A 25,731-nucleotide genomic window follows, 5' to 3' on the forward strand; every position below is an offset into this window, starting at 1 on the left:
TGGAGGCCCGTCCGATCACCGAGGAGCCTCCGATGCGCATCCGCGAACTCGCCACCGGCCTGCAGTTTCCAGAAGGCCCGATCGCCATGGACGACGGCTCCGTGCTGCTGGTCGAGATCGCGCGCGGCACGCTCACCCGCGTGCGCGCCGACGGGCTCGTGCAGGTGGTCGCCGACCTTGGCGGCGGCCCGAACGGCGCGGCCATCGGCCCCGATGGCGCCGTCTACGTCTGCAACAACGGCGGCTTCAGGTGGCACACCGAGGCCGACGGCTGCCTGCGGCCCGTGGGGCAGGCCGAGGACTATTCGGGCGGGCGCATCGAACGCGTGAACCTCGCCACCGGCCGCGCCGAGCGCCTGTACGACACGATCGACGGCGGCGCGCTGTGCGGCCCCAACGACATCGTGTTCGACGCTCAGGGCGGCTTCTACTTCACCGACCTGGGCAAGGTGCGGGAGCGCGACATGGACCGCGGCGGCCTGTTCTACGGCCACGCCGACGGCAGCGCCGCCAGCGTGATCGCGCGGCCGGTGATGACGCCCAACGGCATCGCTCTTTCGCCCGACGGCGGCACGCTCTACTACGCTGAAACAGAGGGCGCCCGGGTCTGGGCCTTCGACATCGTCGCCCCGGGCCGCGTGCGCAAGGACGGCTGGCCCTCGCCGCACGGTGGCCGCATGCTCTGCGCCTCGCCGGGCGGGCACTACCAGCGCTTCGACTCGATGGCGGTCGACGCGCTGGGCAACATCTGCGTGGCGACGCTGCTGCACGGCGGCATCAGCATCGTGGCGCCCGACGGAAGCACGGTCGAGCATGTGCCGCTGCCCGACCGCTACACCACCAACATCTGCTTCGGCGGGCGCGAGCGGCGCACGGCCTACGTGACGCTCTCTGGCAGCGGGCGGCTCGTTGCCATCGACGACTGGCCGACGCCCGGCCTCGCGCTGAACTTCGAAGCCTAGGAAACGACCTGGTAGTACAGGTTCTGCGGATGCCGGGCCTGCGCGAAGAAGAACCAGCGCTCGGCCAGCAGCCCCGGCGCCTGCACCAGCGCCGCGAGCAGCCATGGAAGCACGCCCGCGCCGGCAATGCCCCACGCCAGCAACAGCATGGGCAGCACGAAGGCCAGCAGCTGGAAGCCCAACTTCATGTTCTTCAACGCCGCCAGCGACGCGCCATGGAAGAACTCGCGCGTGTTGAACGAGCCGGCCGACATGCCCATCGACTTCTGCACCAGCTTCTGCGTGCGGATGCCCGTGGCCGATTGCAGCGTCGACTTGTGGCGAATGCCTGCGTTGCGCCGAAGCGCCGTGCCGCGCGCGGCCCAGGCAGCCAGCGTGGCGATCAGCGCGCAGGGCCCGAAGACCTGCACGAAGCGCGCCTCGCCGGCCAGCGCCGCCATCGCGCAGGCCAGCACCAGCCCCGACGACAGCCCGATCAGCGTGAAGTTGACGACGGTCAGCGGGTGCGCCCATTCCTCGATGAAGCGCAGGCAGGCGTAGATCATCGCGGTGCAGTACCAGAGCGCGACGGCACCGCACAGCGCCAGCAAGGGCAGCAGCCACGACCACGGCGCGCCGGCGCCGAAGCGCAGCGACAGCCACCACACCGCCACCAGCGCGATGAAGGCCGGCAGCACGATCACCTCGCGCGACATCCACGAAGTGCGCCACATCAGCACCGCGCGCCATGCGCGCGTCTTGCGGCCCAGGTGCATGAACGACGCGGCGAGGCCCGCGACGAGCAGCACCTCGGCCACGCCCAGTGCCACGCCCAGGAAACCCGGCGCGAGTTCGAGCCCGAAGAGCACCGCCAGCGCAAGCGCGAACACCAGCCCCTGCGCGGCGCCGGCCAGCGTGGTGAAGAAAAGGATCGAGAACGCGGGATGCATGCGGCGGCTACTCCTGCGACTGCGCCTGAGTCGACGACGTGATCCGTCGCGGCAGGTAGCGGTTGGCCGGGCTGGTCTCCCACTCGGGCATGAGCTGGTAGCCGCCGCGCTCGCGGATCGCCTTCGACACTTCCGAGTCCGGGTCCTTCACGTCGCCGAAGAGCCGCGCGCCGGTCGGGCAGGCCTTCACGCAGGCGGGCTTGCGGTCTTCCTTGGGCAGCTGCTCGTCGTGGATGCGGTCCACGCAGAGCGTGCACTTGGTCATGACCTGGCGTTCCTCGTCGAGCTCGCGCGCGCCGTAGGGGCAGGCCCATGCGCAGTACTTGCAGCCGATGCACTTGTCGTAGTCGACCAGCACGATGCCGTCTTCCTTGCGCTTGTAGCTGGCGCCCGTGGGGCACACGGGTACGCATGGCGGGTCTTCGCAATGCAGGCAGCTCTTGGGGAAGTGGATGGTCTCGGTGACCGGGAACTCGCCGGCCTCGTAGGTCTGCACGCGGTTGAAGAAGGTGCCGGTGGGGTTGGCGGCGTAGGGCCGCTCGTCGGCCAGCGGGCCCGCGCTGCCGGAAGTGTTCCATTGCTTGCACGAGGTCACGCAGGCATGGCAGCCGACGCAGACGTTGAGATCGATGACCAGCGCGAGCTGCTTGGCGAGCGTCTCGCCCTGCTCGGCCCGCTGGGTAGCTGTGTTGCTCCCTCTCCCGCTTGGGGGAGAGGGTCGGGGTGAGGGTGCAACAGCCTTCATCACCCCAAGGCTGCCAACTCCAGCGCCGCCGCCCTCACCCCAGCCCTCTCCCGCAAGTGGGAGAGGGGGCAAGACCGGGGCCGACGACATCAGGTCCTTCAACCACTGCATCATTTCCGCGCCCTCCCCGCGAAGTAGGTCAACACGCTCGCCGCCTTGCCCAGCACGCCGGGCACCGCCGGCATGCTCGCCATCTGCGGATAGCTCTCTTCAGGCTCGCCCGGTTCGGCCGGCCGTATGCGCACGCGCACGTCGTACCAGCCGGCCTGTCCGGTCACGGGATCGGAGTTGCTGATGGTCCCGCTCGCGGTGCCTGCGCAGGGCAGCTCCTCGCTGATCAGGTGATTCAGCAGGAAGCCCTTGCGCGCCTCGTCCGCACCCGGCGCGAGCTGCCACGCGCCGTCGGCCTTGCCGATGGCGTTCCAGGTCCACACCGTGCCGGGCTCCACCGCCTCGCTGTGGCGCAGCATGCAGCGCACCTTGCCCCAGCGGCTCTCCACCCAGCACCAGCCACCGTCGGCGATGCCCGCGGCCTGCGCCGTCACCGGGTTCACGTGCAGGTAGTTGTGACTGTGGATCTGCCGCAGCCACGCGTTCTGCGAGTCCCACGAGTGGTACATGGCCATCGGGCGCTGCGTGAGCGCGTTGAGCGGAAACGCCTCGAGGTCGGTCGCGGCCTCTTCGAGCGGCGGGTACCAGAACGGCAGCGGATCGAAATACGTGTCGATGCGCTCGCGCAGCGCATCGGGCGGCTGCCGCCCCGGGCTCTTGCCCTGCGCCGCGAGCCTGAAGCTCTGCAGCGTGTCGGAGTACAGCGCCAGCTGAACCGGGTCGTTGCGCTGGCGCCAGCCCTTGTCCTTCGCGAAGTCGAGGTACTCCCGGTTCCAGTTGCGCATGTAGTGCATGGTCTCGGGCATGTGGTACTGGAACACGCAGTTGTTCTGCGCGTAGGCCTCCCACTGCTTCGGATTGGGCGCGCCGCGCAGGTGCTCGGTACCGTCCTTGCCGCGCCAGCCCATGAGAAAACCGATGCCCGGCTGCGGCTCGAAGTTGACGATGAAGTCGGGATACCCGCTGTACTTGCGCCCACCCTCGGGCGTGGTGAAGGCCGGAAACTTCAGCCGCGAGGCCAGCTCGATCAGCACCTCCTGGAACGGCTTGCACTGCCCCGTGGGCGGCACCACCGGGATGCGCACCGAATCCACCGGGCCGTCGAACTCCGAGATGGGCCGGTCGAGCATGCCCATCACGTCGTGCCGCTCCAGGTACGTGGTGTCGGGCAGCACGAGGTCGGCGAATGCCACTGTCTCGCTCTGGAAGGCGTCGCACACCACCAGGAAGGGGATCATGTGCTCGCCCTTCTCGTCCTTGCGGTTGAGCATCTCGCGCACCGCCATCGTGTTCATGCTGGAGTTCCATGCCATGTTGGCCATGAAGATCAGCAGCGTGTCGATCCGATACGGGTCGCCCTTCACCGCGTTGGTGATCACGTTGTGCATCAGCCCGTGCGCCGACAGAGGGTGCTCCCAGGAGAACGCGTGGTCGATGCGGATCGGCGAGCCATCGGGGTTGATCGCCAGCTCGTCGGGGCTGGCCGGAAAGCCCAGCGGCGCGGCGTTGAGCGGCGTGTTCGGCTGGATCATGCCGGGGTCGTTGAACGCGCGGTAGTTCGGCACGATGTGGCGCGGGTACGGCGCCTTGTGCCTGAAGCCGCCCGGCGCGTCGATGGTGCCGAGCACGCTCATCAGCACCGCCAGCGCACGCACCGTCTGGAAGCCGTTGGAATGCGCCGCCAGCCCGCGCATCGCGTGGAAGGCCACGGGCCGTGCCTGCGTGGTCTCGTGCTTCTTTCCCCACGCGTCGGTCCACGGGATCGGCAGCTCGAAGGCCTGCTTCAGCGCCGTCTCTCCCATCTCGCGCGCCAGCTTGCGGATGCGCGCCGCGTCGATGCCGGTGATGGCCTGCGCCCACTCGGGCGTGCAGCTCGCCACGCGCTCGCGCAGCAGCTGGAACGAAGGCGCGACGCGCGTGCCGTCGGCCAGCGTGTAGTGGCCTTCGAGCGCCGGATCGCAGCCGTCGGCAATGCCTTCGGGATACGCGGGCTTCACGCTGCCGCTGGCCTTGTCCCACACCAGCTTGTTGTGCGGATTGCGGCCGTCGCCCGGCGGGCCGCGCTCGGGATCGAAGGCGAACAGGCCCTCGCGCTCGCAGTCGTCGAGCACCACGAGCTGCGGCGCGTTGGTGAAGCGCTTGAGGAAGGCGTGATCCACCAGCTCGTTGCCGATCAGCTCGTGCAGCAGCGCCATGAACAGCGCGCCATCGGTGCCGGGCTTGATCGGAATCCACTCGTCGGCAATCGCCGAATAGCCGGTGCGCACCGGGTTGATGGAGATGAAGCGCCCGCCAGCCCGCTTGAACTTGCTGATCGCGATCTTCATCGGGTTGCTGTGATGGTCCTCGGCCGTGCCGATCATCACGAAGAGCTTGGCGCGCTCGAGGTCGGGGCCGCCGAACTCCCAGAAGCTGCCGCCGATGGTGTAGATCATTCCCGCGGCCATGTTGACCGAGCAGAAGCCGCCGTGCGCTGCGTAGTTGGGCGTGCCGAACTGTCGCGCGAAGAGGCCCGTGAGCGCCTGCATCTGGTCGCGCCCCGTGAAGAGCGCGAACTTCTTCGGATCGGTGGCGCGGATCTTCGCGAGGCGCTCAGTCAGGATGTCGTAGGCGCGCTCCCAGCTGATCGGCTCGAACTCGCCCGCGCCGCGTTCGCTGCCCGCCTTGCGCAACAGCGGCTGCGTGATGCGCGCAGGCGACACCTGCTTCATGATCCCCGAGGAGCCCTTGGCGCAGATCACGCCCTGGTTCAGCGGGTGGTTCGGGTTGCCGTCGATGTAGCGGACCTCGGGGCCCTTCTCGCCCTCGCGCAGGTGCACGCGGATGCCGCAGCGGCAGGCGCACATGTAGCAGGTGGTGGTCTTGACCGTGGTGTCGGCCGTGGGCGTGGGCGCGACCAGCGGGTCGTGCACGGGCTCGCGAGACAGGAAGCTGAACACTTGGAGGTCCTTTGTTTTCAGGCGGGGTCCGCTCGATGGTATGCAGCCTCGATCAAACGAAAAAGCAGAGAATATCGCTCACCATGACCGGAAAAACAGATCAGTCTTCCAGCCAGCGCCTGCGCCTCAACCTGCGCCAGCTCGAAGTGTTCGTCGCCACCGCCCGCGAAGGCAGCACCCGCGCCGCGGCCGACCGCATCGCGCGCTCGCAGTCGGCCGCAAGCAGCGCGCTGGCCGACCTGGAGTCTTCCGTGGGCGTACAGCTCTTCGACCGATTGGGCCGCCGGCTGGTGCTCAACGAGAACGGCCGCGCGCTGCTGCCCAAGGCGCAGGCGCTGCTCGACCAGGCTGCCGAGGTCGAGGCGCTCTTCAGCGGCGAGCATGCGGCGCCGTTGCGCGTAGCGGCCAGTTTCACCATCGGCGAATACCTACTGCCCGAGCGGGTGTCGACCTGGACCGCGCAGCATCCGCAGAGCCAGGTGCACCTGCACATCGCGAACACGCACGACGTGATCGAGGCGGTCGCGGGCTTCGATGTCGACGTGGGGTTCATCGAAGGCCCGCAGACGCACCCCGACCTCGTGGTGCGCGCCTGGCGCGAAGACGAGCTCGTGATCGTCGCCGCGCCAGGCCACGAACTGGCGGGCCGCATCGCCACGCACAAGCAGCTGTCGCAGGCGACGTGGGTACTGCGCGAGCACGGCTCGGGCACGCGGCAGGTGACGGACGCGTGGTTGATCCAGAACCTGGAGCAGGTGCACGTCGGCTTCGAGCTGGGCAGCACCGAAGCCATCAAGCGCGTGGTGGCCTCGGGCACCGGGCTCGCGTGCCTCTCGCGCTACACGGTGGCGCAGGCGCTGGAAGACGGGCATCTGGTCGAGCTGCGCACGCGGCTGCCGGCAGGAGTGCGGCGGCTCGCGACGGTGATGCATCGCGACAAGCTGCTGGGCCGCGCGACGGCCGACTTCCTGCGCCACTGCGGCGCCATCGTGCCGCGCCGCTAGGACTCTTCAGCCGGCGGCTTGCAATACGCGCGCCGTGTGCCGCGCGATCACGGCCTCTTCATCGGTGCGCAGCACCCATGCACTCACCGGGCTCTCAGCCGTGGTGAGCCGTGCGGCGCCACTTCGGTTGGCTGCGGCATCGACATTCACGCCCAGCCATTCGCAGTCTTCGAGGATGCGTTCGCGCAGCGCGGCGCCGTTCTCGCCGATGCCACCGGTGAACACGATGGCATCGACGCCGCGCAGTGCAGCCGCGAGGCTGCCCATGTGCTGCACCACCTGCTCGGCGAAATGGCCGATGGCTTCCGCCGCGGCAGGCTCGGCGGAAGCCTCCAGCACGCGCATGTCGCTGGACACGCCCGAGATGCCGAGCAGCCCCGATTCGCGGAACAGCAGCGCCTCGACCCTGTCGGCCGACATGCCCTGCGAGCGCATCAGGTACAGCACGACGGCCGCGTCGATGTGGCCGCAGCGCGTGCCCATCGTCAGGCCGTCGAGCGGAGAGAAAGTCATGGTCGTCGCGACCGATCGGCCCTGCGCGATGGCGCACATCGAAGCGCCGTTGCCCAGGTGCGCGACGATCACGCGCCGCTGCGCCAACTCGGGTGCGATGCCCGCGAACTGCGCGACGATCGACTCGTAGGAAAGGCCATGGAAGCCGTAGCGCCGCACGCCCGCATCGTGCAATGCACGCGGCAGCGCGAAGCGGCGGTTGACCTCGGGCTGCACCGCGTGGAAGGCGGTGTCGAAGCACGCCACCTGCGGCACGCCGTCGAAGGCGGCCGTCGCCGCGCGCACGCCCGCGAGATTGTGCGGCTGGTGCAGGGGCGCCAGCGGCTCCAGTTGCGCCAGCGCGTCGAGCACGGCCGCGTCGATGCGCACCGGCGCCACGAAGTCCGCACCGCCATGCACGATGCGATGGCCGACCGCCGCGATGCGCCCTCCTCCCGACTGCTTCGCATGCCAGTCGAGCAGGGCCGCGAGCGCGCCCTGGTGCGAGGCCTGCGCGCCCTCGAGCGGCGTGTCGTGCAGCGTCTGCCCTTCGGCGTCGCGCACGCGCAGCCGCGCCTTCAGGCCCGCGCCGAGCCCGTCGGCCTGCCCCGACCAGCGTGCCGCCGGCAGCGGGGCATCGCCATCGCCGGTCGCGTCGAACAACGCGACCTTGATGGAAGACGAACCCGCGTTGAGCGTCAGCAGCGAACCGGTCATGGAGTGGCTTGAGTTCAGACGTAGTCCTTGTACTTGTCGAGGAATCGTACCGGCTTCGACAGCGCATCGCGGCGGAAGGGGTCGCCCAGCTCGCGTGTGCACATGATCTCGATCACGCAGGTTTTGCCTTCGTTCATCTGCATGTCGATGGCCTTCTTCAGCGCCGGTCCCACGTCTTCCAGCCTGTCGACCACGATGCCTTCGGCGCCCATGGCCTTGGCGATGCCCGCGAAGCTCTCGCTCTCGAGTTCGCCGGCCACGAAGCGGCGGTTGTAGAAGTCGACCTGGTTCTTCTTCTCGGCGCCCCACTGGCGGTTGTGGAAGACCACCGCCGTCACCGGGATGTCGTGGCGCACCGCCGTCATGATCTCGACCATGCTCATGCCCCATGCGCCGTCGCCGGCATAGGCCACGGCCGGGCGGTCGGGCGCGGCGCACTTGGCGCCGATCATGGTGGGCAGCGAGTAGCCACAGTTGCCGAAGCTCATCGGCGCGAAGAAGCTGCGCGGCTCCTCGAAGCGCAGGTAGCTGTTGGCGATGGCGTTGATGTTGCCGATGTCGGTCGAGACCATCACGCGCGGCGGCATGGCCTTCTCGAGCTCGCGCAGCACCTGGCGCGGATGCAGGTAGCTGCCGCCGGTGGGCGTCTTCTCGCCCTTGGCTTCCTCGATGACGTCGAGGCTGAACTGGTCGCGCTCGTGGGTCCACTCGTCGAGTTCTTTCTCCCACGCGGCCTTCTCGGCCTTGATCTTCGCCGCGCGCTCGGCCTTGGTGGCGTCGCAGGCCAGCGTCTTGCCCTGCAAGCGCTTGAGCAGTTCCTTGGCGGTGGCCTTGGCATCGCCGTGGATGCCGACGGTGATCTTCTTCACCAGGCCCAGGTTGGTGTGGTCAGCCTCGACCTGGATGATCTTCGCCTCCTTCGGCCAGTAATCCATGCCGTGCTGCGGCAGCGTGCCGAAGGGCCCCATGCGCGAGCCGAGCGCGAGCACCACGTCGGCCTGCGCGATCAGCTTCATCGCGGCCTTGGAGCCCTGGTAGCCCAGCGGGCCGGCCCACAGCGGATGGCTCGCGGGGAAGGAGTCGTTGCGCAGATAGCCGTTGGCGACCGGCGCGCCCAGGCGCTCGGCGAGCGCCTTGCACTCTTCCACCGCGTCGCCCATGACCACGCCGCCACCCGAGAGGATCACCGGGAACTTGGCCGAGGCCAGCAATTCGACGGCCGCGTTCAGGCTGTTCTCGCCGCCCGCACCGCGCTCCACGCGCATCGGCTTCGGGATCTCGCACTGGATCTCGCCGTAGAAGTAGTCGCGCGGAATGTTGAGTTGCGTGGGCCCCATCTCGGAGATGGCGCGGTCGAAGCAGCGCGCCGTGTACTCGGCCATGCGCTTGGGGTTGTTCACGTGGCCCTGGTACTTGGTGAACTCCTGGAACATCGGCAGCTGGTTGGCCTCCTGGAAGCCGCCGAGGCCCATGCCCATGGTGCCGGTCTCGGGCGTGATCATCACGACCGGGCTGTGCGCCCAGTAGGCGGCCGCGACGGCCGTCACGCAGTTGCTGATGCCTGGGCCGTTCTGGCCGATGACGAGGCCGTGGCGGCCCGACACGCGCGCATAGCCGTCGGCCATGTGGGCACCGCCCTGCTCGTGCACCACCGGAATCAGGCGGATGCCGGCGGGCGCGAAGATGTCCATCGCGTCCATGAAGGCCGAGCCCATGATGCCGAAGATGTCGGTCACGCCGTTGGCGACCATGGTCTCGACGAAGGCCTCGGAGGGCGTCATCTTCTGCACGCCCTTGACGGCTTCGCGGGTGGGTGCGGCGGGTTGCTTCTGGCTCATGGAAGGCGTCTCCTGAAGGGATGTGGCTGTGGGTTGAAGCGCGAAAAGTCGGAACTTCTTGTTCCGGAATTCGTTTCGGCGGAATATAGGACGCCATCCGCCTTGCGTCAAACAATTTACAAAAATCGGAACGTCTTGTCTCTTTTTTTGTGAAACGCATATGATCCGCGCCATGAAAATCGTCAAAGGCCTCGCGCCGGAAGCACAACAGGAACCGGCCGGCACGGGTGGCGACTCGCCCACCATGCGCCTGTTCGCGCTGCTCGAAGTCATGGCCGCGAAGGACCAGCGTTACTCGCTGCAGGGCCTGGTGGAAGAAACCGGCCTGCCCAAGCCCACGCTGCACCGCATGCTCCAGCAGCTCGAAGGCGCAGGCCTGCTGCAGCGCGAGGGCGACGGCCGGCACTACGGCATCGGCACGCGGCTGCGGCGGCTGGCCGAGAACCTGCTGCTCAACGACAGCCTGCACGGCGCGCGCCACACGGTGCTGCGCCAGCTGGTGGAGGAAATCGGCGAGAGCTGCAACCTCACGGCCCTCTCGGGCAGCGAGGTCGTCTACCTCGACCGCGTGGAGACCGCCGCGCCGCTGCGCTTCTACCTGCACTCGGGCTCGCGCGTGCCGGTGCATTGCTCGGCCAGCGGCAAGATCTTTCTCTCGCAGATGAGCGCGGCGCAGCGCCGCCGGCTGCTGTCGCACGCGCCGCTGGAGCCGTACACGCAAAGGACGCTGACCGACCCCAATGCGCTGGAAAAAGAAGTACAGCGCGTGCGCAAGGACGGCTACGCCATCGACCACGAAGAGTTCCTGCCCGGCCTGCTGTGCATCGCCACGCTGGTGCCCTCGGGCGACGACGCGCCCTCCAATCTCTGCATCGCGGTGCAGGCGCCGGTGATGCGGCTGGACGCCGCCAAGGCGAAGACGCTGCTGCCCGCGCTGCAGCGCGCCGCGCAGGCACTGAGCCGCATCGACGCCGACGCGGCCTCCGACCGCGCGCTGGCCTGAATCGAACCCATATTTCCCGAGAGCCGCCATGACCGACACCGCCGACCTTCGACCCGACAGGATGCTCAGCGTGCGCGAGGTATTCGGCATCGACTCCGACCTGCGCGTGCCCGCCTTCGACGAGCGCGACGACCACGTGCCCGAGATCGATGCGGTCTACCGCTTCAACCCCGACGTGACGCTCGCCATCCTCGCCGGCTTCACGCGCGACCGGCGCGTGATGGTTCAGGGCCTGCACGGCACCGGCAAGTCGACCCACATCGAGCAGGTGGCAGCGCGGCTGAACTGGCCCTGCGTGCGCCTGAACCTCGACGGCCACATCAGCCGGCTCGACCTCGTCGGCAAGGACGCGGTGGTGCTGCGCGACGGCAAGCAGGTCACCGAGTTCCAGGAAGGCATCGTGCCCTGGGCGCTGCAGCGGCCGGTGGCGCTGATCTTCGACGAGTACGACGCAGGCCGGCCCGACGTGATGTTCGTCATCCAGCGCATCCTGGAGCGCGACGGCAAGTTCACGCTGATGGACCAGAACCGGGTGCTGCGTCCCCACCCCTTCTTCCGCCTGTTCGCCACGGCAAACACCGTGGGCCTGGGCAATCTCAACGGGCTGTACCACGGCGCGCAGCGGCTCAACCACGCGCAGATCGACCGCTGGAACATCGTGGCCTCTCTCGATTACCTGCCGGCCGCGGAAGAAATCGCCATCGTGCAGGCGCGCGTGCCCTCGCTGGCCGACGAGGCGGGCACGAAGCTCGTCGCGTCGATGGTGGCGGTGGCCGACCTCACGCGCAAGGGCTTCGCGGCTGGCGACCTCTCGACGCTGATGTCGCCGCGTACCGTCATCACCTGGGCCGAGAACGTCGAGATCTTCAAGGACCCGGCGCTGGCTTTCCGCCTGTCCTTCGTCAACAAGTGCGACGACGCGGAGCGCCCGCTGGTGGCGGAGTATTTCCAGCGCTGCTTCGACCGCGAACTGAAGGAGTCGCACCAGCTCTCGCCGGATTCGCGCGGATGAACGCCGGGCCCGCGAGCGCGATGCAGCGCCGCGTGCGGCAGGAAGAGCTGGTCGCGGAGCTTTGCGCGGGCGTGGTGCGCGCCTTCAGCGGCGAGCGCGACCTGCACTTTCGCGGACGGCGGCTGCACCGCGGCCGCGCGGCGCTGCCGTGGTTCGCGCCGCACCTGCATCCATCGCCGGAGACCGACGACTTCGCTTCCTTTCGCGGCGTGGCGGACGGCCTCGCGTTGCGGCTCACCGCATCGGACGCCGCGCTGCACGAAAGCCTGCGCCCCGAGGAGCCGGTCGAGCGCATGCTGTTCGAGATGCTGGAGCAGTTCCGCGTCGAAGCACTTGCGCCCGAGATCATGGCCGGAATGCGGCACAACCTGCGGCACCGGCACGAGCAGTGGTCTCTGGCTTTCCACCACTCGGGCCTGACCGACACCGCGCGCGGCCTGCTGCTGTATGCCGTGGCGCAGATCTGCCGTGCGCGCGTCAGCGGCGAGCAGGTGGTGGAAGAAACCGAGGACATGCTCGAAGCCACGCGCTTCGCGCTCGCGCCGCTGATCGGGCACGCATTGGCCGGCCTGCGCAAGGACCGCGCCGACCAGGCCGCATACGCCGTGCACGCCCGCGCCATCGCGCGCACGGTGGCCGCGATGCTGCACGAGGCCGGCGAGGAAGACGGCGAAGACGCGCGCGATGCGCATGTGGACGACAAGCGCAGCGTGTTCAGCCTCGTGGCCGACATGGACCAGGAGATAGTCGAGCGCTTCACCACCGCCGAGTCGGGCCGCAGCGAAGTGCTCGAGGGCGCGGGCGGCGCATACCGCGTCTTCTCCGATGCCTACGACCGCGAGCACGATGCCGCCGCGCTCGCGCGCAAGGAAGTGCTCGCGGACCATCGCGAACGTCTGGACCGTCGCATCGCCGCGCAGGGCGTGAACATCGCCCGCCTCGCGCGCGAGCTGCGCGCCCTGCTCGCCGAGCCCGAGCGCGACGGCTGGGACGGCGCGCAGGAAGAAGGCCTGGTCGACGGCCGCCGTCTCGCGCAGCTCGTGGCCTCGCCCACCGAGCGCCGGCTGTTCCGCACCGAGCGCATGGAGCCGATCGCCGACTGCGTCGTCACCTTCCTCATCGACTGCTCGGGCTCGATGAAGGAACACGCCGAATCGGTAGCGATGATGGTCGACGTGTTCGCGCGCGCGCTCGAGCAGGCCGGCGTGGCCTGCGAGGTGCTGGGCTTCACCACCGGCGCATGGAACGGCGGGCGCCCGCAGCGCGAGTGGGTGCGCGCGGGCCGGCCGCCGCATCCGGGGCGGCTCAACGAGCGATGCCACATCGTCTTCAAGGCCGCGGCCACGCCATGGCGCCGCGCGCGCCCCGCGATGGCGGCGCTGCTCAAGGCCGACCTGTTCCGCGAAGGCATCGACGGCGAAGCCATCGACTGGGCCTGCATGCGGCTGCGACAGCGCGGCGAGGCGCGCAAGCTGCTGCTGGCGATCTCCGACGGCTCGCCGATGGACAGCGCCACCCATCTCGCCAACGACGCTCACTACCTCGACCACCACCTGCGCGAGGTGATCGCGCGCCAGGAGCAGCGCGGCGACATCGCCATCGCAGGCATCGGCGTGGGCCTCGACCTGAGCCCCTACTACAGCCGAAGCCACGTGCTCGACCTGGCGACCTCCAGCGGCAACGCCATCTTTCGCGAAGTCATCGAACTCATGGCCGGGCGCCATCGGCGCTGAGCCGCTGAGCCGTCGAGTCGCTGAGGCCTTTGGAACTACATCCAAGTCCCCGATTGACAAAGGGGGCGCCGGGTTCATACATTGCGTTTCAAATTCAAGAACGCTGTTCCAATATCTGGAACACGAATGAAAGCCGAAGCCTCATGGACTCCACGCTTGCCAAGGGTCTCGCCGCCATCGAATGGATGGTGCGCCAGCAGCGCGACTGCCGCGTCACCGACCTGGCCCAGGCCTTCGGCATGGCGCGCAGCAATGCGCACCGCACGCTGCAGACGCTGGTCGAATGCGGCTGGGCCGTGCAGGACCCGGACACGAGCACCTACCGGCCGAGCCTGAGGCTCTTCGAGCTGGGCGCCATGGTCTCCGAGGCATCGGACATCGGCTCGCTGCTGCGCCCTCATCTCGCGCGACTGGCGCAGGCCACCGGCGAGACCATCCACCTCGCGGTGCTCGACGGCGCCGAGATCGTCTACCTCGACAAGTTCGACAGCCCGTTGCCCGTGGCCGCCTACTCGCGCATCGGCGGCCGCGCGGCCGCGTACTGCGTGGCCTCGGGCAAGGCGCTTCTCGCGGCGGCGGGCCTGGGCGTGCCGGCGCTGCAGGAGTGCCTCGGCACGCTGGAGGCGCACACGAAGAACAGCATCACCGACTTCGAAACCCTTTTCAACGAACTGGAGCGCTCCCGCGCCCGCGGCTACGCCGAGAACCGCGAGGAATGGCGCATCGGCGTCTGCGGCCTCGGTGTGCCCGTGCTCAATGCACGCGGCGAGGCCGTGGCGGCCGTCGGCATGAGCGTGCCCTCGATCCGCTTCGCGCGCACGCAGGCGCGCGGGCTGGCCGATCACCTGATGGCCTGCGCGCGCGATGCCAGCGTCACGCTGGGCTATCGCGTGGGCGCCGCACCGGCCGGGCCGTCGCCGATGTCGATCACAAAGAGAAGGAGACTCGAATGAAGCTGTTCTTCGCTTCCTGGCTGCGCGCCGGGTTGCTGGCCGCCACCGCACTCACCGCCCTCGCATCGCCCTTCGCCGCGCAGGCGGACAACGGCGGCGACTACCCGACGAAGCCGATCCGCCTCATCGTGCCCTACCCGCCCGGCGGCGGCACCGACGTGATCGCGCGCATCGTGCAGGAGCGCTTCTCGGCCCTGCTCGGCCAGCAGGTGCTCATCGACAACCGCGGCGGCGCGGCCGGCTCGATCGGCACCGAACTGGTGGCCAAGTCGCCGCCCGACGGCTACACGGTGCTCTTCACGCTGTCGTCGCACACCATCAACCCCGCCATCTACGCGAAGCTGGGCTTCGACACCGCGAAAGACTTCGCGCCCGTGGGCATGGTCGCGTCGCTGCCGCAGATCCTGGTGGCCAACACGCAGTTTCCGGCGAACACGGTGGCCGAGCTGGTCGCGCTGGCCAAGGCCAAGCCCGACAGCATCTCCTTTGCCTCGGTAGGCAACGGCTCGCCCGGGCACCTCGCTGGCGAGCTGCTGAAGCTGCGCACCGGCACGCAGATGACGCACGTGCCGTACCGCGGCGGCGGCCCGGCCGTGACCGACGTGATGGGCGGACAGGTGCCGCTGCTGTGGGTGTCCATTCCCGCCGCCGCGCAGTTCGTGAAGGCCGGCAAGCTCAAGGCGCTTGCGGTGTCCACCACCAAGCGCAGCGCGGCCTTCCCCGACGTGCCGACGATGCAGGAAGCCGGCATTCCCGATTTCGACGTCGACTCCTGGTACGCCGTGTTCGTGCCGGCGAAGACGCCGAAGCCCGCCATCGACAAGCTCAACCGCGTGATCAACACGGTCGTGAAGGAGCCGGAGATCCGCGACAAGCTGCTCGCACAAGGCAGCGAAGGCGTAGGCGGCACACCCGAACAATTGGGCAAGGTCGTGACCGCCGAACTCGTACGCTGGCAGAAGCTCGCCAAGGAAGCCAGCATCAAGGTGGATTGAGCCACACAGGTCCCCATGGAACATACGAACACCCCCTCCTCCCCCATCGCCGAGCTGGTGGCGCGCGCGCGCGCCGCCCAGCGCATCTACGAGACCTGGTCGCAGGCGCAGGTCGACACCGCCGTGGTCGCGGCGGGCTGGGCCATCATCGAGCCCGCGCGCAACCGCGAGCTGGCCGAGCTGGCCGTGAAGGACACCGGCGTGGGCAACGTCGAGGACAAGGTGCGCAAGAACCACCGCAAGACCTTCGGCCTGCTGCGCGACCTGCACGGCGCGCGCTCGGTCGGCGTGATCGCCGAAGACCCGGCACGCGGCATCGTCGAGATCGCGCGGCCCGTGGGCGTGGTGTGCGCCATCACGCCATCGACCAACCCGGGCGCCACGCCGGCCAACAAGATCATCAACGCGCTCAAGGGGCGCAACGCAGTCATCGTCGCGCCCTCGCCCAAGGGCTGGTCGACGGCGGCGCGGCTCATCGAATTCATCCACCAGCAGTTCGACCGCATCGGCGCGCCGCGCGACCTCGTGCAGCTGCTGCCGGCGCCGGTCAACAAGCAGTCGACCGCCGAGCTGATGCGCCTGTGCGATCTGGTGGTGGCCACCGGCTCGCAGGCCAACGTGCGCGCGGCGTACGCAAGCGGCACGCCGGCCTTCGGCGTGGGCGCGGGCAACGTGGCGGGCATCGTCGACGAGACGGCGGACGTAGGAGCCGCGGCAGACCGCATCGTGCGCTCGAAGACCTTCGACAACGCGACGAGCTGCTCGTCGGAGAACAGCCTCGTCATCGTCGACGCGGTGCGCGCGAAGATGCTTTCGGCGCTGAAGGACCGTGGCGCCGTCATGCTCGCCGACGCGCAGAAAGCCACGCTGCAGAAGCTGATGTGGCCCGAGGGCAAGCTCTCGGCCGCCGTCATCGGGCAGTCGGCGCGCGTCATCGCCGAGCGCGCGGCCGAGGTCGATGGCGCCAACCGGGCCGCGTGGCAAGCCATCGCGGAGGCCGACCCGCGCATCCTCATGGTGGCCGAGGACGGCGTGGGGCACGACCACCCCTTCTCCGGCGAGAAGCTGAGCCCCGTGCTCGCGGTGTATGCGGCGCGCGACTTCGACGAGGCCGCCGCAACCGTGGCGCGCATCTACTCCTATGAGGGCGCAGGCCATTCGGTAGGCCTGCACAGCGCCGTGCCAGAACGAGCGATGGCGCTGGGCCTCACCCTGCCGGTGTCGCGCGTGATCGTCGACCAGGCGCACTGCATCGCCACCGGCGGCAGCTTCGACAACGGGTTGCCCTTCTCGCTGTCGATGGGCTGCGGCACCTGGGGCAAGAACAACTTCTCCGACAACATGAACTACCGTCACTACCTGAACATCACGCGCGTGTCGCGGCCGATTCCCGAGGTGGTGCCGAGCGAGGAAGACATCTTCGGCGCCTTCTTCGCCAGCCACGGCGCGAAGTGAAGATGACGGCGGCCGCGACCACGGTGCATGCGCTGATCGAGCGCCAGGCACAGCAGCAGCCGCACGCGGTGTACGCGCGCGCCACGGAATCGGAACAGCACATCGCCTATGGCGAGCTCGCGCGCGGATGCCGTCGCGTCGCGGCCGTGCTGCGCGGGCTCGGCATGCAGCCGGGCGACACGGTGTCCGTCGTCATGCCCAACGGCCTGCAGACGCTGCGCCTGCTGCTGGGCGCGATGCATGGCGGCTTTCGCGTGAACCCGGTCAACCTGCTGTCGCAGCCCGAGCAGATGCACTACGTGCTCTCGCATTCCGACTGCCGCATGGTCTGCGTCGCGCCCGAATGGGAATCGCGCGTGCGCGGCATCGTCGATACCTTCGATCGGCCGGTGAAGCTGATCGTGGTCGACCCCGAGGGCGATGCGCTGCCCGGCGAGGAAGAAACCGCGGCCGAGGTGCCACCGCCCTTGCCCGATGCTGTCGCGCTGCTGATGTACACCTCGGGCACCACCGGCAACCCCAAGGGCGTGATGCTCACGCACCGCAACCTGGCGGCCAATGCGCACGCCATCAGTGCCGAGCACCAATTGCGCCCGTCCGACCGCGTGCTCGCGGTGCTGCCGCTCTATCACATCAACGCCTTCACCGTGACCATGCTCGCGCCGCTGGCGCACGGCGGCAGCCTCGCGATGCCGCCGAAGTTCTCGGCCGGCCGCTTCTGGGAACAGGCCACGCAGACGCAGTGCAGCTGGATCAACGTGGTGCCCACCATGATCTCGTACCTGCTCGAAGGCACGAGGCCGCCGCTCGCGCAGACGCTGGCCATCCGCTTCTGCCGCTCCGCTTCGGCCGCGCTGCCGCCGGAGCACCTGCGCGCCTTCGAGCAGATGTTCGGCGTCGGCATCGTCGAGACCATGGGCCTCACCGAGACGGCGGCGCCCTCGTTCTCCAACCCGATGGATCCGGCCACGCGCAAGCTCGGCTCGGTGGGCCGCGCCTCGGGCTGCATCGCCGGCGTGGTCGACGCGAAGCTCGCGGCCGTGCCCGACGGCACCACCGGCGAGATCGTCATCCGCGGGCCCAACGTGATGCTCGGCTACTACAAGAACGAGGAAGCCACCCGTGCGAGCTTCACGCCCGACGGCTGGCTGCGCACCGGCGACCTGGGCCACCGCGACGAGGACGGCTTCTTCTTCGTGACCGGCCGCATCAAGGAACTCATCATCAAGGGCGGCGAGAACATCGCGCCGCGCGAGATCGACGAGGCTTTGCTGAAGCACCCCGCCGTGCTCGAGGCTGCGTCCGTGGGCGTGCCCGACCGCCATTACGGCCAGGAGATCGGCGTGTGCATCGTGCTGCGCGAAGGCAGCGCCTGCACCGAGGAAGAGCTGCGCGACTTCGCCGCCACCGTGCTCGGCCGCTACAAGGCCCCCGGCCACTACCGCTTCGTGCAGGACCTGCCGCGCGGCCCCTCCGGAAAGGTGCAGCGACTGAAGCTGATGCCGCTCTTCGAGGCATGACGGCGGCCGAACTGCTGGTGCCGCCGCTGGCGCCGGCGACGCTGGCCTACAGCCTGTGCGTGGTGTTCGCGGCCGGTATCGTGCGCGGCTTCGCGGGCTTCGGCTTCTCGGCCATCACCGTGGCGGGCATGTCGCTGGTGGTGTCGCCCGCGCTGGTGGTGCCCGCGATCTTCATGCTGGAGATCCTCGCCAGCCTGAGCCAGCTGCGAGGCATCGCGCGCGACGTCGACATGCCCTGGCTGGGCTGGCTGATGCTGGGCAACCTGATCTGCATTCCCATCGGCGTGGCGTTGCTCGCCTGGCTGCCGGAGACGCCGCTGCGGCTGCTGATCGGCGTGCTGCTGATGGCGGCGGCCCTGCTGCTGCGCGGCGGCGCGCATGTCGCACTGGAGCCCACGCGCGGCCTGCGGCTGGTTGCCGGACTGGCCTCGGGCTTCATCAACGGCGTGGCGGCCATCGGTGGCATCGCGGTCGCGGTGCTGCTGAGCACGGCGAAGATGGCGCCTGCAGCGCTGCGGGCCACGCTGATCGCGCTGCTGCTTTTCAGCGACGTGGTGTCGCTGATCAGCGCGGCGCTGATGCCTTCGTCGGCACACGCGTCCGGCAGCCTGCTGGGGCCCGACACGCTCAAGTGGGCGCTGTGGCTCGCGCCGGCGATGCTCGCGGGCATCTGGTGGGGACAGCGCTCGTTCAAGGGCGTGTCGCCGGAGCAGTTCAGGCGGCAGGTGCTGAATCTGCTGATTGCGTTGGCGACGGTGAGCGTGGTGCGGTCGGTAGTGGGGCTGGTCTGGTGAAGGCAGTCAGGCCGGCAACGCGAGCTTGCCCGCGTCATAGGCCTCGCTGTAGGCCTCCCAATCCTCCTCGACCTGCGCCGCACACTGGTGCGCTGCATCCAGCAAATCCCTTCGCCACGACTTCACCGACGCCCCGAAGTCCACCAGCGCATCCGCAATCGCCGAACCCTGGCGCCCCGAACTGCGCAGGTGCGCCCAGGCCATCAGCTGCCCCATCTCCGCGATCGTGCCTCGGACATGGTCGAGGCCGGTGCGACGCACGTCGAGGCTCACGCGGTCTTCGCTGGGCTGCAGGCCGCGCAGCACGTAGGAAGACTTGCCGTCGACGATCGGGTGCAGGAAGGCCATCGACACAGCCTGCATGCGGCGCTGGAGCGTCACCACGCGGTGCGCGTTCGACGGCCATGCGGGCTGCCTGATCTTCGCCAGGTGCGGCACGAGCGACGACGCGGGCGCCTGCTTCAGGTCGAGCAGGTAGTTGCCGTCGGGCGAGCCCTTGCCTTCGACCAGGATCACGTAGCGCTCCACGCCCAGGCTGCCGGTGCCGGCGATGCGTCGGGCCACGTCGAGCACCTTGAAGAAGCCGGGGTTGTCCTGCGTTTCCGCGAATGCGGCGACCAGCCTCTTCGCCCTCTCCTGCCCGGCCTTGTCGGCCGGCAGTGCGTGCTCTCCGTCGCGCAGGATGCGCCTGCGACCGTTCTTCTTCCGCTCGGTGCGCTTGTCCAGGAGCTCGGGCCGGGTACGGGCCTTGAGCGTCGCGAGCAGGTCGTGGATCAGGCCGCTGGCGGTGTCGCGCTCCACCCAGCGGGCCTTGCCGAGCGCCAGCGCGCCGGCATAGCCGTCGAGAAACACCCTGCACAGGGCGTTCGCGTCGTCGCGCGTGGCGCGCAGGCTGTCGCCGGCCACCAGGATGCTCGTGAGGAAGCGCACCAGCTCCCACGTCACGGGCGCAAGGGCCGACTCGTCGAAGTCGTTGATGTCGAAGTACACGAGCCGGTTGTCGCCCTTGTAGCTGCCGAAGTTCTCCAGGTGGGCGTCACCGCACAGCCAGGCCACGGGCGCCTTCGCGAACAGCGCATCCGAGGGCAGGCGGTCGTGAAAAAGGTGGCAGGTGCCGCGCAGGAAGACGAAGGGGCTGGAACGCAGCTTCTCGTACTTCATCGCCAGGCGCTCGGGATCGCGGCCGGCATTGAAGTTGCGGATGGTCTTGACGACGTTGGCCATTGCGTTTTTCTCCCGTTGGGTGAGCGGCAGATTCTCTGTCAACGCATGCGGCGCGGTGTCGTATCGTTGCGGCTGCCCCGACTTCCGGCTCGCCGACCCGCCCGACATGCTTCTTGCAGCCCCCTCCGACAGTGCCGCGCGCGTCCCCATCGTCTCCATCGACAGGGTGGACCTCGCCGACCTGCCCCGCAGCGCGGGCTCGCCGTTCTTCGCCCGACTGCGTGCCGCGGCCGGGCAGGTCAGCCTGCGTGCGCCCGACCCGCGCCAGGCGACGCGCTGGCACCCGCACGCCATCGGCGGCGCCCGGTGGCGTCTTGCACAGCCGCTGACCTTCACGCCCTACGCATCGGTGCAGCCCTGCTCCGCGCGCTGCGGCTTCTGTTCGGAGAATCTGCGCAAGGCCGACGGTGGCGTGCCGGCCTCCCTGCTTCGGCCCGACCACGGCTATTTCGATGGCTTGTCCCGCGCGCTGCGGGCCCTGCGCGGCGTGCCGCTGTCGTGGTCTCTCTCGGGCCTGGAGACCAGCGACGACGCCGGCTGGATGCTCCGGCTTCTGGATACGCTGGCTGCCGCCGAAGCCGGCGATGGCCCGATCGTGGAAGACCGCGTGCTGTACAGCAACGGCGCCGGCTTCGCCAAGCCCGACGGCTCCGGCCTGCGACGCGCGCTGCAGGACTTCGGCCTGAGCTGGCTCGAGCTGTCCCGCCATCACCACGACGGAGCGGCCAACCAGTCCATCATGCGTTTCAGGCCCGGGCTCGCCATTGCCGACCAGGCCGTGTTCGAGCGGACCGCGCGGCAACTGGCCTCGGCCATGCCGCTGCGCATGGTGTGCATCCTCCAGCGCGACGGCATCGCGCGGCCGCCGGACGTTTCGGCCTACCTCTCGTGGGTTCGGGAGCGCTGCGGCGCCGGCACCGTCGTCTTCAGGGAGTTCTCGCGGCTCGACAGCAGCTACCGCGAGAACGCCACGGCCCGCTACCTGCAGGCACAGCGGGTGCCGATGGACGCGCTGCTGGCAGCCTGCCTCGACGACGAGGCCGTCTCCCGCGGATGGACGGTCGAGAGCCTGACCGAGGGCTACTACTTCTGGAACCTGCGCCTGCGCACCGCGGACGGCCTGGCCGTGATCTTCGAGAGCTCCGACTACGGCGCCATGCACGCACGCCACGCGAGCGGCGACATCTACAAGCTGGTCTATTTCGCCGACGGAAAACTCTGCGCTGGCTGGGAGCCGGGACGCGACGTGCTGCTCGACACCCGTTCGACACGGGAGCATGCCGATGCCTGACCACAGCTGGCTGATGCTCGACCACGAGTCACCGCGCCACCGCCTGCCCGACGACCTGCGCGCACGCGACCCGCTGGGCGCGCGCGACTGCGGCTGGGTCGAGCAGATGACGCCGTTCATACGCCGCTTCTCGCAGCCCGGCGACACGGTCTTCGATCCCTTCGCGGGCTTCGGCACGACCCTGCTCGCGGCGCGCCTCGAAGGCCGGCGGGCCGCCGGCTGCGAAGTCGACGCGGACCGGCTCGGGCTGATTCGCGAGCGGCTCGCGCGCCACGGCATCGGTGCCGATGACGACGGCGTCGCCTTGCTGCACGGCTCCTGCGACGCACTCGACGGCGCGGCACCGCAGCCCTTCGAGCTCTGCCTCACCAACGTGCCCTACTTCGGATGCCGATGGCCGGGAGCACCCGCTGCCGGCCAGCTCTACGACAGCCGCAGCTATGCGCAGCACCTGGAAGGCCTGCGCAACGTGTTCCACGCCGTTCGCACCCATCTGCGCGAAGGCGGCCATTGCATAGCGATGGCGCAGAACCTCCGCATCGGCGAACGCATGCTGCCCCTGGCCTTCGACCTCGCACGCATCCTCGGTTCGCTCTTCACCATGGAAGAAGAGCGGGTGCTGATCTACCCGCACGGCGAAGAAACAGGTGCCGACGGCGATGTCGACGCGGCCCGCACGGATCGCAGCCACGAATACGCACTGGTGTTCCGCAAGCAACGCGCGCGCATCGATCTGCAAGCCACGGCCGAACTGCTCGAGGCCTTGCGCGCGCAAGGCCATGTCTTCACCCTCGTCGGCAGCTTCGCGCGATGGCTGCAAGACCCGAAGCAGGACACGCAACCGGCCGACGCGGACATTCGCGTCGCTGCCGATCCGCAGCGGCTGGACGCGCTGCTGCGCGACTTGCGCGACCGTGGCTTCGCGCTGGCGAGCTGGGACGAACCTGTCGCCCTGCCCCTGCATTTCGAGAGCTACCGCGGGCGCTACTACTTCCGCGCGGAAAGAGTCGACAGCAGCGGCGCCATGGTGCGGCTGGACATCTGCTACGAGCAGTAGCAGTAGCCGGGCCGCCTCAGAGCAGCGCGGCCATCTTCTCGGCCGCAGCCTTCAGCGCGTCGATGCGCCGGACGGCGTCGTCCATCGACATGCGCGCCGTCGGCGCATGCACAGCCAGCGCGGCACGCACCGCGCCGGCCGCGTCGCGCACCGGTACGGCCACCGCCACCAGGCCGGCGATGAATTCCTCGTTGTCCCGCGAATAGCCCTGCTTCGCGATCGCCTTGCACTCGGTGCGCAGCGCATCGGCACTGGTGATGGTGTTGGGCGTCATGCGCTCCAGCGGCAGCCCGTCGATGAATGCATCGCGCGCCTTCGCCGGCATCTGCGCGAGGAACAGCTTGCCGCTGGCCGTGCAGTGCAGCGGCACGTGCGAGCCCACGTCGAGCGTCAGGCGCAGCGGCCATTGCGCTTCGACGCGGTCGAGGTACAGCACCTGCGCGCCGTCGAGCGTGGTGAGGTTGCAGGTCTCGCCCACCTGGCGCACCAGCGCCGACAGCACCTCGTGCCGCAGCCCGCGCACCACGCCGTGGTTCAGCGTATCGAAGGCCAGCCTGCGCAGCGCGGGGCCGACGGTGAAGGAGCGTTCGTCCACGTCGCGCGCGAGGAAGCCGGTGGCCAGCAGCTGGGTGCAGATGCGGTGCGCGGTGCCCTTGGGCAGGCCGAGCTGCGCGGCGAGTTCGGCGAGCGTGAGGGCGCGGCCTTCGTTGGCGAGCAGCGCCAGCAGGCGCAGGCTGCGCTCGGCCGAGGAGCCGGAGGCGGATGCGGGCTCCGGCTCCTCCGGGGGAATCGCTGCGGCAGATGCGCGCGCATTACGTGACATGCAGATAAACCTTATGGACGGAGAAACATTCCAGGAATCGCCGGCCGTGAACAGCCAGGCGGGGGCGATTGTTCCATTGCCGGGCTTTCGGGGCATTCCGGAAACTCCGGACAGTGAACCCGTATTCGCTGACGCATGCAGTGCTCAAAAGATCGATAAAAGCTCGCTTCGTAAACAAAAATCTGCCATTTGTTATCAAAAAAACAAAAAAGAGGAAACAAGACTTAAGAAAACAGCATTCATGGCCGAAAAGAAAAGCACGGAAACCGGCCGCCCGGAACGCGGCACTTCCGGCAATGCGTATTGCCCTTTTCTTTCCTTCTCTCCGGATTTGGACCCATGAAAACTCTCTCGACCCGCAAACTGCTCGCCGGGACCTTCACCGTACTCGCGCTGCTGGTGCTGCTCGTGAGCCTGCTCGCCCAGCGTTCGCTGAGCGCGGCCGACCATCGCTTCTCCGGATACGTCGCCGGCATCGCACATCGCCAGGCGCTGGCCACCGGCATCAGCGTCGCGGCCAGTCAGCGGGCCATCGGCGTGCGCGACATGGTGCTTCTGGACCGTCCGGCCGATCGCGAATCGGCCAAGGCGATGGCGGTCGGAAGCAACGGACAGCTGGAATCCAGCCTGAAGGACCTCAAGGCAGCGCTCGAAGCTGGAGAAGACATCACGGACGGCGAGCGAGCCATCTTTGCAAGGATCCAAAAAATCGAAAAGGAGTACCTGCCCATCGCGCTGTCCATCGTCGAACTCGCCGGTGCCGGAAAGCGTGACGAGGCCATCCAGAAGATGAACGTCGAGTGCAGGCCCTTGCTCGTGCAACTTCTCGCCGCCTCGAAGGAATACACGGACCACGGCGAAGAGACTTCCCGAAGGAACGTCGAGGCTTCCGCGGCCGCGTATTCCAGGCAGCGGACCCTGCTGCTTGCCTTGAGCATCTTTGCCGTGCTTGCTGCAGCAGCGCTGGGCGTCTTCATTGCGCGCCGTCTTTTCCTGGCTCTTGGCGACGAACCGGCCAAGCTCAGCGTGGCAGCACACAACGTCGCCGAGGGCGATCTCAGCGAAATCGACGGCGCGCACGAGGCCCCCGAGGGCAGTGTGCTGGCCTCCATGGCCACCATGCAGCGACAGTTGGTGGGGCTCATCGGCCAGGTCCGCTCTTCCGCCGACAGCATCGCCATGGCGAGCGCCGAGATCGCTCATGGCAACAACGACCTTTCCCGTCGAACGGAGTCGCAGGCGTCTTCGCTCGAAGAAACCGCGGCCTCCATGGAAGAACTCAATTCCACCGTCAGGCGCAACGCCGACAACGCCACCGAAGCGAACAGGCTCGCCGACAGCGCGAGCACCGTGGCCATGCGCGGCGGCGAGGTCGTGGTGCAGGTGGTGGAGACGATGAAGAGCATCAACGACAGCAGCAGGCGGATCGCCGACATCATCGGCGTGATCGACGGCATCGCCTTCCAGACCAACATCCTCGCGCTGAACGCGGCCGTCGAGGCCGCGCGCGCGGGCGAGCGGGGGCGAGGCTTCGCTGTGGTTGCCTCCGAAGTGCGCAGTCTCGCGAGCCGGTCGGCCGACGCCGCCAAGGAAATCAAGGCACTGATCAGCGCGAGCGTCGATCGCGTCGAAACCGGTTCGGTGCTGGTGGATCGCGCCGGAGTCACCATGTCGGAAGTCGTCGACTCCATCAGGCGGGTCGCGGACATCGTCGGCGAAATCAGCACGGCCAGCTCCGAGCAAAGCGTCGGTGTAGCGCAGGTCAGCGAGGCGGTGATGCAGCTTGACCAGGCAACGCAACAGAATGCCGCGCTGGTCCAGGAAAGCGCAGCCGCTGCCGGAAGCATGAAGTTCCAGGCCGACCGACTGGTGGAAGCCGTTTCGGTCTTCCGGATCAAGGCACCCCGTCCGGACGCCCCGCCGGCGCTGGCATCCACGCCGGTGCTTCAGATCCCGGCGTGAACCGGGGGCAGGTTTCCCACTTCCTGAGCAACACGGCTCTTCGATTGCAAAGGTTCGACGGACGCCTGGAGCAGCCCGTCTCTCGCACGCCGGCATGCGGGTAAACCTTAAAAATGGAACATTGCGTTCCGAAAATCAATGACCTAGGATTCGGTCAGGTGCTGTGCTCGCT

General features: G+C 68.6%; 21 protein-coding genes. 14 read left to right on the forward strand and 7 right to left on the reverse strand.

Features of this window, described 5'->3' with window-relative positions:
- Positions 1-32 precede the first annotated feature (32 nt).
- Positions 33-962, forward strand: a complete 930-nt coding sequence (locus ABL840_RS28545; protein ID WP_093305326.1) for an SMP-30/gluconolactonase/LRE family protein — start codon at positions 33-35, stop codon at positions 960-962.
- Here ABL840_RS28545 and ABL840_RS28550 read toward each other — a convergent pair.
- From ABL840_RS28550 to ABL840_RS28560, 3 genes are read right to left on the reverse strand one after another with little or no spacing between them, the layout of a single operon-like run.
- The gene (locus ABL840_RS28550; protein WP_093200181.1) at positions 959-1,891 is read right to left on the reverse strand and encodes a dimethyl sulfoxide reductase anchor subunit family protein; all 933 of its coding nucleotides are present in this window, start codon (positions 1,889-1,891) and stop codon (positions 959-961) included. The two genes, ABL840_RS28545 and ABL840_RS28550, sit on opposite strands and share 4 nt — an antisense overlap.
- Before the next feature lie 7 nt (positions 1,892-1,898).
- Positions 1,899-2,750: a 4Fe-4S dicluster domain-containing protein gene (locus tag ABL840_RS28555; RefSeq protein WP_093305328.1), complete on the reverse strand. Its 852-nt coding sequence runs from the start codon at positions 2,748-2,750 to the stop codon at positions 1,899-1,901.
- Positions 2,747-5,686 carry a molybdopterin oxidoreductase family protein gene (locus ABL840_RS28560; protein WP_093305330.1) on the reverse strand — a complete coding sequence of 980 codons (2,940 nt, stop codon included), beginning with the start codon at positions 5,684-5,686 and terminating at the stop codon, positions 2,747-2,749. Before ABL840_RS28560 ends, ABL840_RS28555 begins: the two co-directional genes overlap by 4 nt.
- 83 nt (positions 5,687-5,769) lie before the next feature.
- On the opposite strand from ABL840_RS28560, the gene ABL840_RS28565 reads away from it, so the two are divergent.
- Positions 5,770-6,690, forward strand: coding sequence for a LysR family transcriptional regulator (locus tag ABL840_RS28565; protein ID WP_093305332.1), 921 nt, complete (start codon positions 5,770-5,772; stop codon positions 6,688-6,690).
- Positions 6,691-6,696: 6 nt separating this feature from the next.
- On the opposite strand, the gene ABL840_RS28570 is transcribed toward ABL840_RS28565, so the two are convergent.
- On the reverse strand, positions 6,697-7,899 hold the full coding sequence (locus ABL840_RS28570; RefSeq protein ID WP_093305333.1) for an acetate/propionate family kinase: 1,203 nt from the start codon (positions 7,897-7,899) through the stop codon (positions 6,697-6,699).
- Positions 7,900-7,913: 14 nt separating this feature from the next.
- Complete coding sequence (gene xsc / locus ABL840_RS28575; protein WP_093305335.1) at positions 7,914-9,737, reverse strand: sulfoacetaldehyde acetyltransferase; 1,824 nt, start codon at positions 9,735-9,737, stop codon at positions 7,914-7,916.
- A 172-nt stretch (positions 9,738-9,909) separates the two neighbouring features.
- On the opposite strand from xsc, the gene ABL840_RS28580 reads away from it, so the two are divergent.
- From ABL840_RS28580 to ABL840_RS28615, 8 genes are all read left to right on the forward strand, one after another.
- Positions 9,910-10,740 carry an IclR family transcriptional regulator gene (locus ABL840_RS28580; protein WP_418116037.1) on the forward strand — a complete coding sequence of 277 codons (831 nt, stop codon included), beginning with the start codon at positions 9,910-9,912 and terminating at the stop codon, positions 10,738-10,740.
- 28 nt (positions 10,741-10,768) lie between these two features.
- Positions 10,769-11,752 (forward strand): AAA family ATPase, encoded by a 984-nt coding sequence (locus ABL840_RS28585; protein WP_093305339.1) that lies wholly within the window; start codon positions 10,769-10,771, stop codon positions 11,750-11,752.
- The gene (locus ABL840_RS28590; protein ID WP_093305341.1) at positions 11,749-13,485 is read left to right on the forward strand and encodes a cobaltochelatase CobT-related protein; all 1,737 of its coding nucleotides are present in this window, start codon (positions 11,749-11,751) and stop codon (positions 13,483-13,485) included. Before ABL840_RS28585 ends, ABL840_RS28590 begins: the two co-directional genes overlap by 4 nt.
- Before the next feature lie 143 nt (positions 13,486-13,628).
- The gene (locus ABL840_RS28595; RefSeq protein WP_093200150.1) at positions 13,629-14,438 is read left to right on the forward strand and encodes an IclR family transcriptional regulator; all 810 of its coding nucleotides are present in this window, start codon (positions 13,629-13,631) and stop codon (positions 14,436-14,438) included.
- Entirely contained in the window at positions 14,435-15,433 is a 999-nt protein-coding gene (locus ABL840_RS28600) for a tripartite tricarboxylate transporter substrate binding protein (protein ID WP_093305343.1), read from the forward strand. Before ABL840_RS28595 ends, ABL840_RS28600 begins: the two co-directional genes overlap by 4 nt.
- A 15-nt stretch (positions 15,434-15,448) precedes the next feature.
- Positions 15,449-16,888: an acylating sulfoacetaldehyde dehydrogenase gene (sauS, locus tag ABL840_RS28605; protein ID WP_093305345.1), complete on the forward strand. Its 1,440-nt coding sequence runs from the start codon at positions 15,449-15,451 to the stop codon at positions 16,886-16,888.
- Between the two features lie 2 nt (positions 16,889-16,890).
- Positions 16,891-18,408, forward strand: a complete 1,518-nt coding sequence (locus tag ABL840_RS28610) for an AMP-binding protein (protein WP_093305346.1) — start codon at positions 16,891-16,893, stop codon at positions 18,406-18,408.
- Positions 18,405-19,202, forward strand: coding sequence for a sulfite exporter TauE/SafE family protein (locus ABL840_RS28615; protein ID WP_093305348.1), 798 nt, complete (start codon positions 18,405-18,407; stop codon positions 19,200-19,202). Before ABL840_RS28610 ends, ABL840_RS28615 begins: the two co-directional genes overlap by 4 nt.
- A gap of 6 nt (positions 19,203-19,208) precedes the next feature.
- Here the strand turns inward: ABL840_RS28615 and ABL840_RS28620 are convergent, their stop codons facing one another.
- On the reverse strand, positions 19,209-20,426 hold the full coding sequence (locus tag ABL840_RS28620; protein ID WP_093305350.1) for a DUF2252 domain-containing protein: 1,218 nt from the start codon (positions 20,424-20,426) through the stop codon (positions 19,209-19,211).
- A gap of 106 nt (positions 20,427-20,532) precedes the next feature.
- On the opposite strand from ABL840_RS28620, the gene ABL840_RS28625 reads away from it, so the two are divergent.
- Together ABL840_RS28625 and ABL840_RS28630 are read left to right on the forward strand one after the other, a co-directional pair.
- Positions 20,533-21,717 carry a hypothetical protein gene (locus ABL840_RS28625; protein WP_176947567.1) on the forward strand — a complete coding sequence of 395 codons (1,185 nt, stop codon included), beginning with the start codon at positions 20,533-20,535 and terminating at the stop codon, positions 21,715-21,717.
- Positions 21,710-22,774, forward strand: coding sequence for a DNA methyltransferase (locus tag ABL840_RS28630; RefSeq protein WP_093305351.1), 1,065 nt, complete (start codon positions 21,710-21,712; stop codon positions 22,772-22,774). Before ABL840_RS28625 ends, ABL840_RS28630 begins: the two co-directional genes overlap by 8 nt.
- A 16-nt stretch (positions 22,775-22,790) precedes the next feature.
- On the opposite strand, the gene ABL840_RS28635 is transcribed toward ABL840_RS28630, so the two are convergent.
- Positions 22,791-23,597: an IclR family transcriptional regulator gene (locus ABL840_RS28635; RefSeq protein WP_093305353.1), complete on the reverse strand. Its 807-nt coding sequence runs from the start codon at positions 23,595-23,597 to the stop codon at positions 22,791-22,793.
- A gap of 46 nt (positions 23,598-23,643) precedes the next feature.
- Here ABL840_RS28635 and ABL840_RS28640 point away from each other — a divergent pair, with 46 nt between their 5' ends.
- Positions 23,644-23,940, forward strand: coding sequence for a hypothetical protein (locus tag ABL840_RS28640; protein WP_143042974.1), 297 nt, complete (start codon positions 23,644-23,646; stop codon positions 23,938-23,940).
- Complete coding sequence (locus ABL840_RS28645; RefSeq protein WP_093305355.1) at positions 23,937-25,559, forward strand: methyl-accepting chemotaxis protein; 1,623 nt, start codon at positions 23,937-23,939, stop codon at positions 25,557-25,559. The genes ABL840_RS28640 and ABL840_RS28645 overlap by 4 nt, the downstream gene beginning before the upstream one ends.
- Positions 25,560-25,731 lie beyond the last annotated feature (172 nt).

It is taken from the genome of Variovorax sp. NFACC27 (genome assembly GCF_048301545.1).
GTDB lineage: Bacteria > Pseudomonadota > Gammaproteobacteria > Burkholderiales > Burkholderiaceae_C > Variovorax > Variovorax gossypii.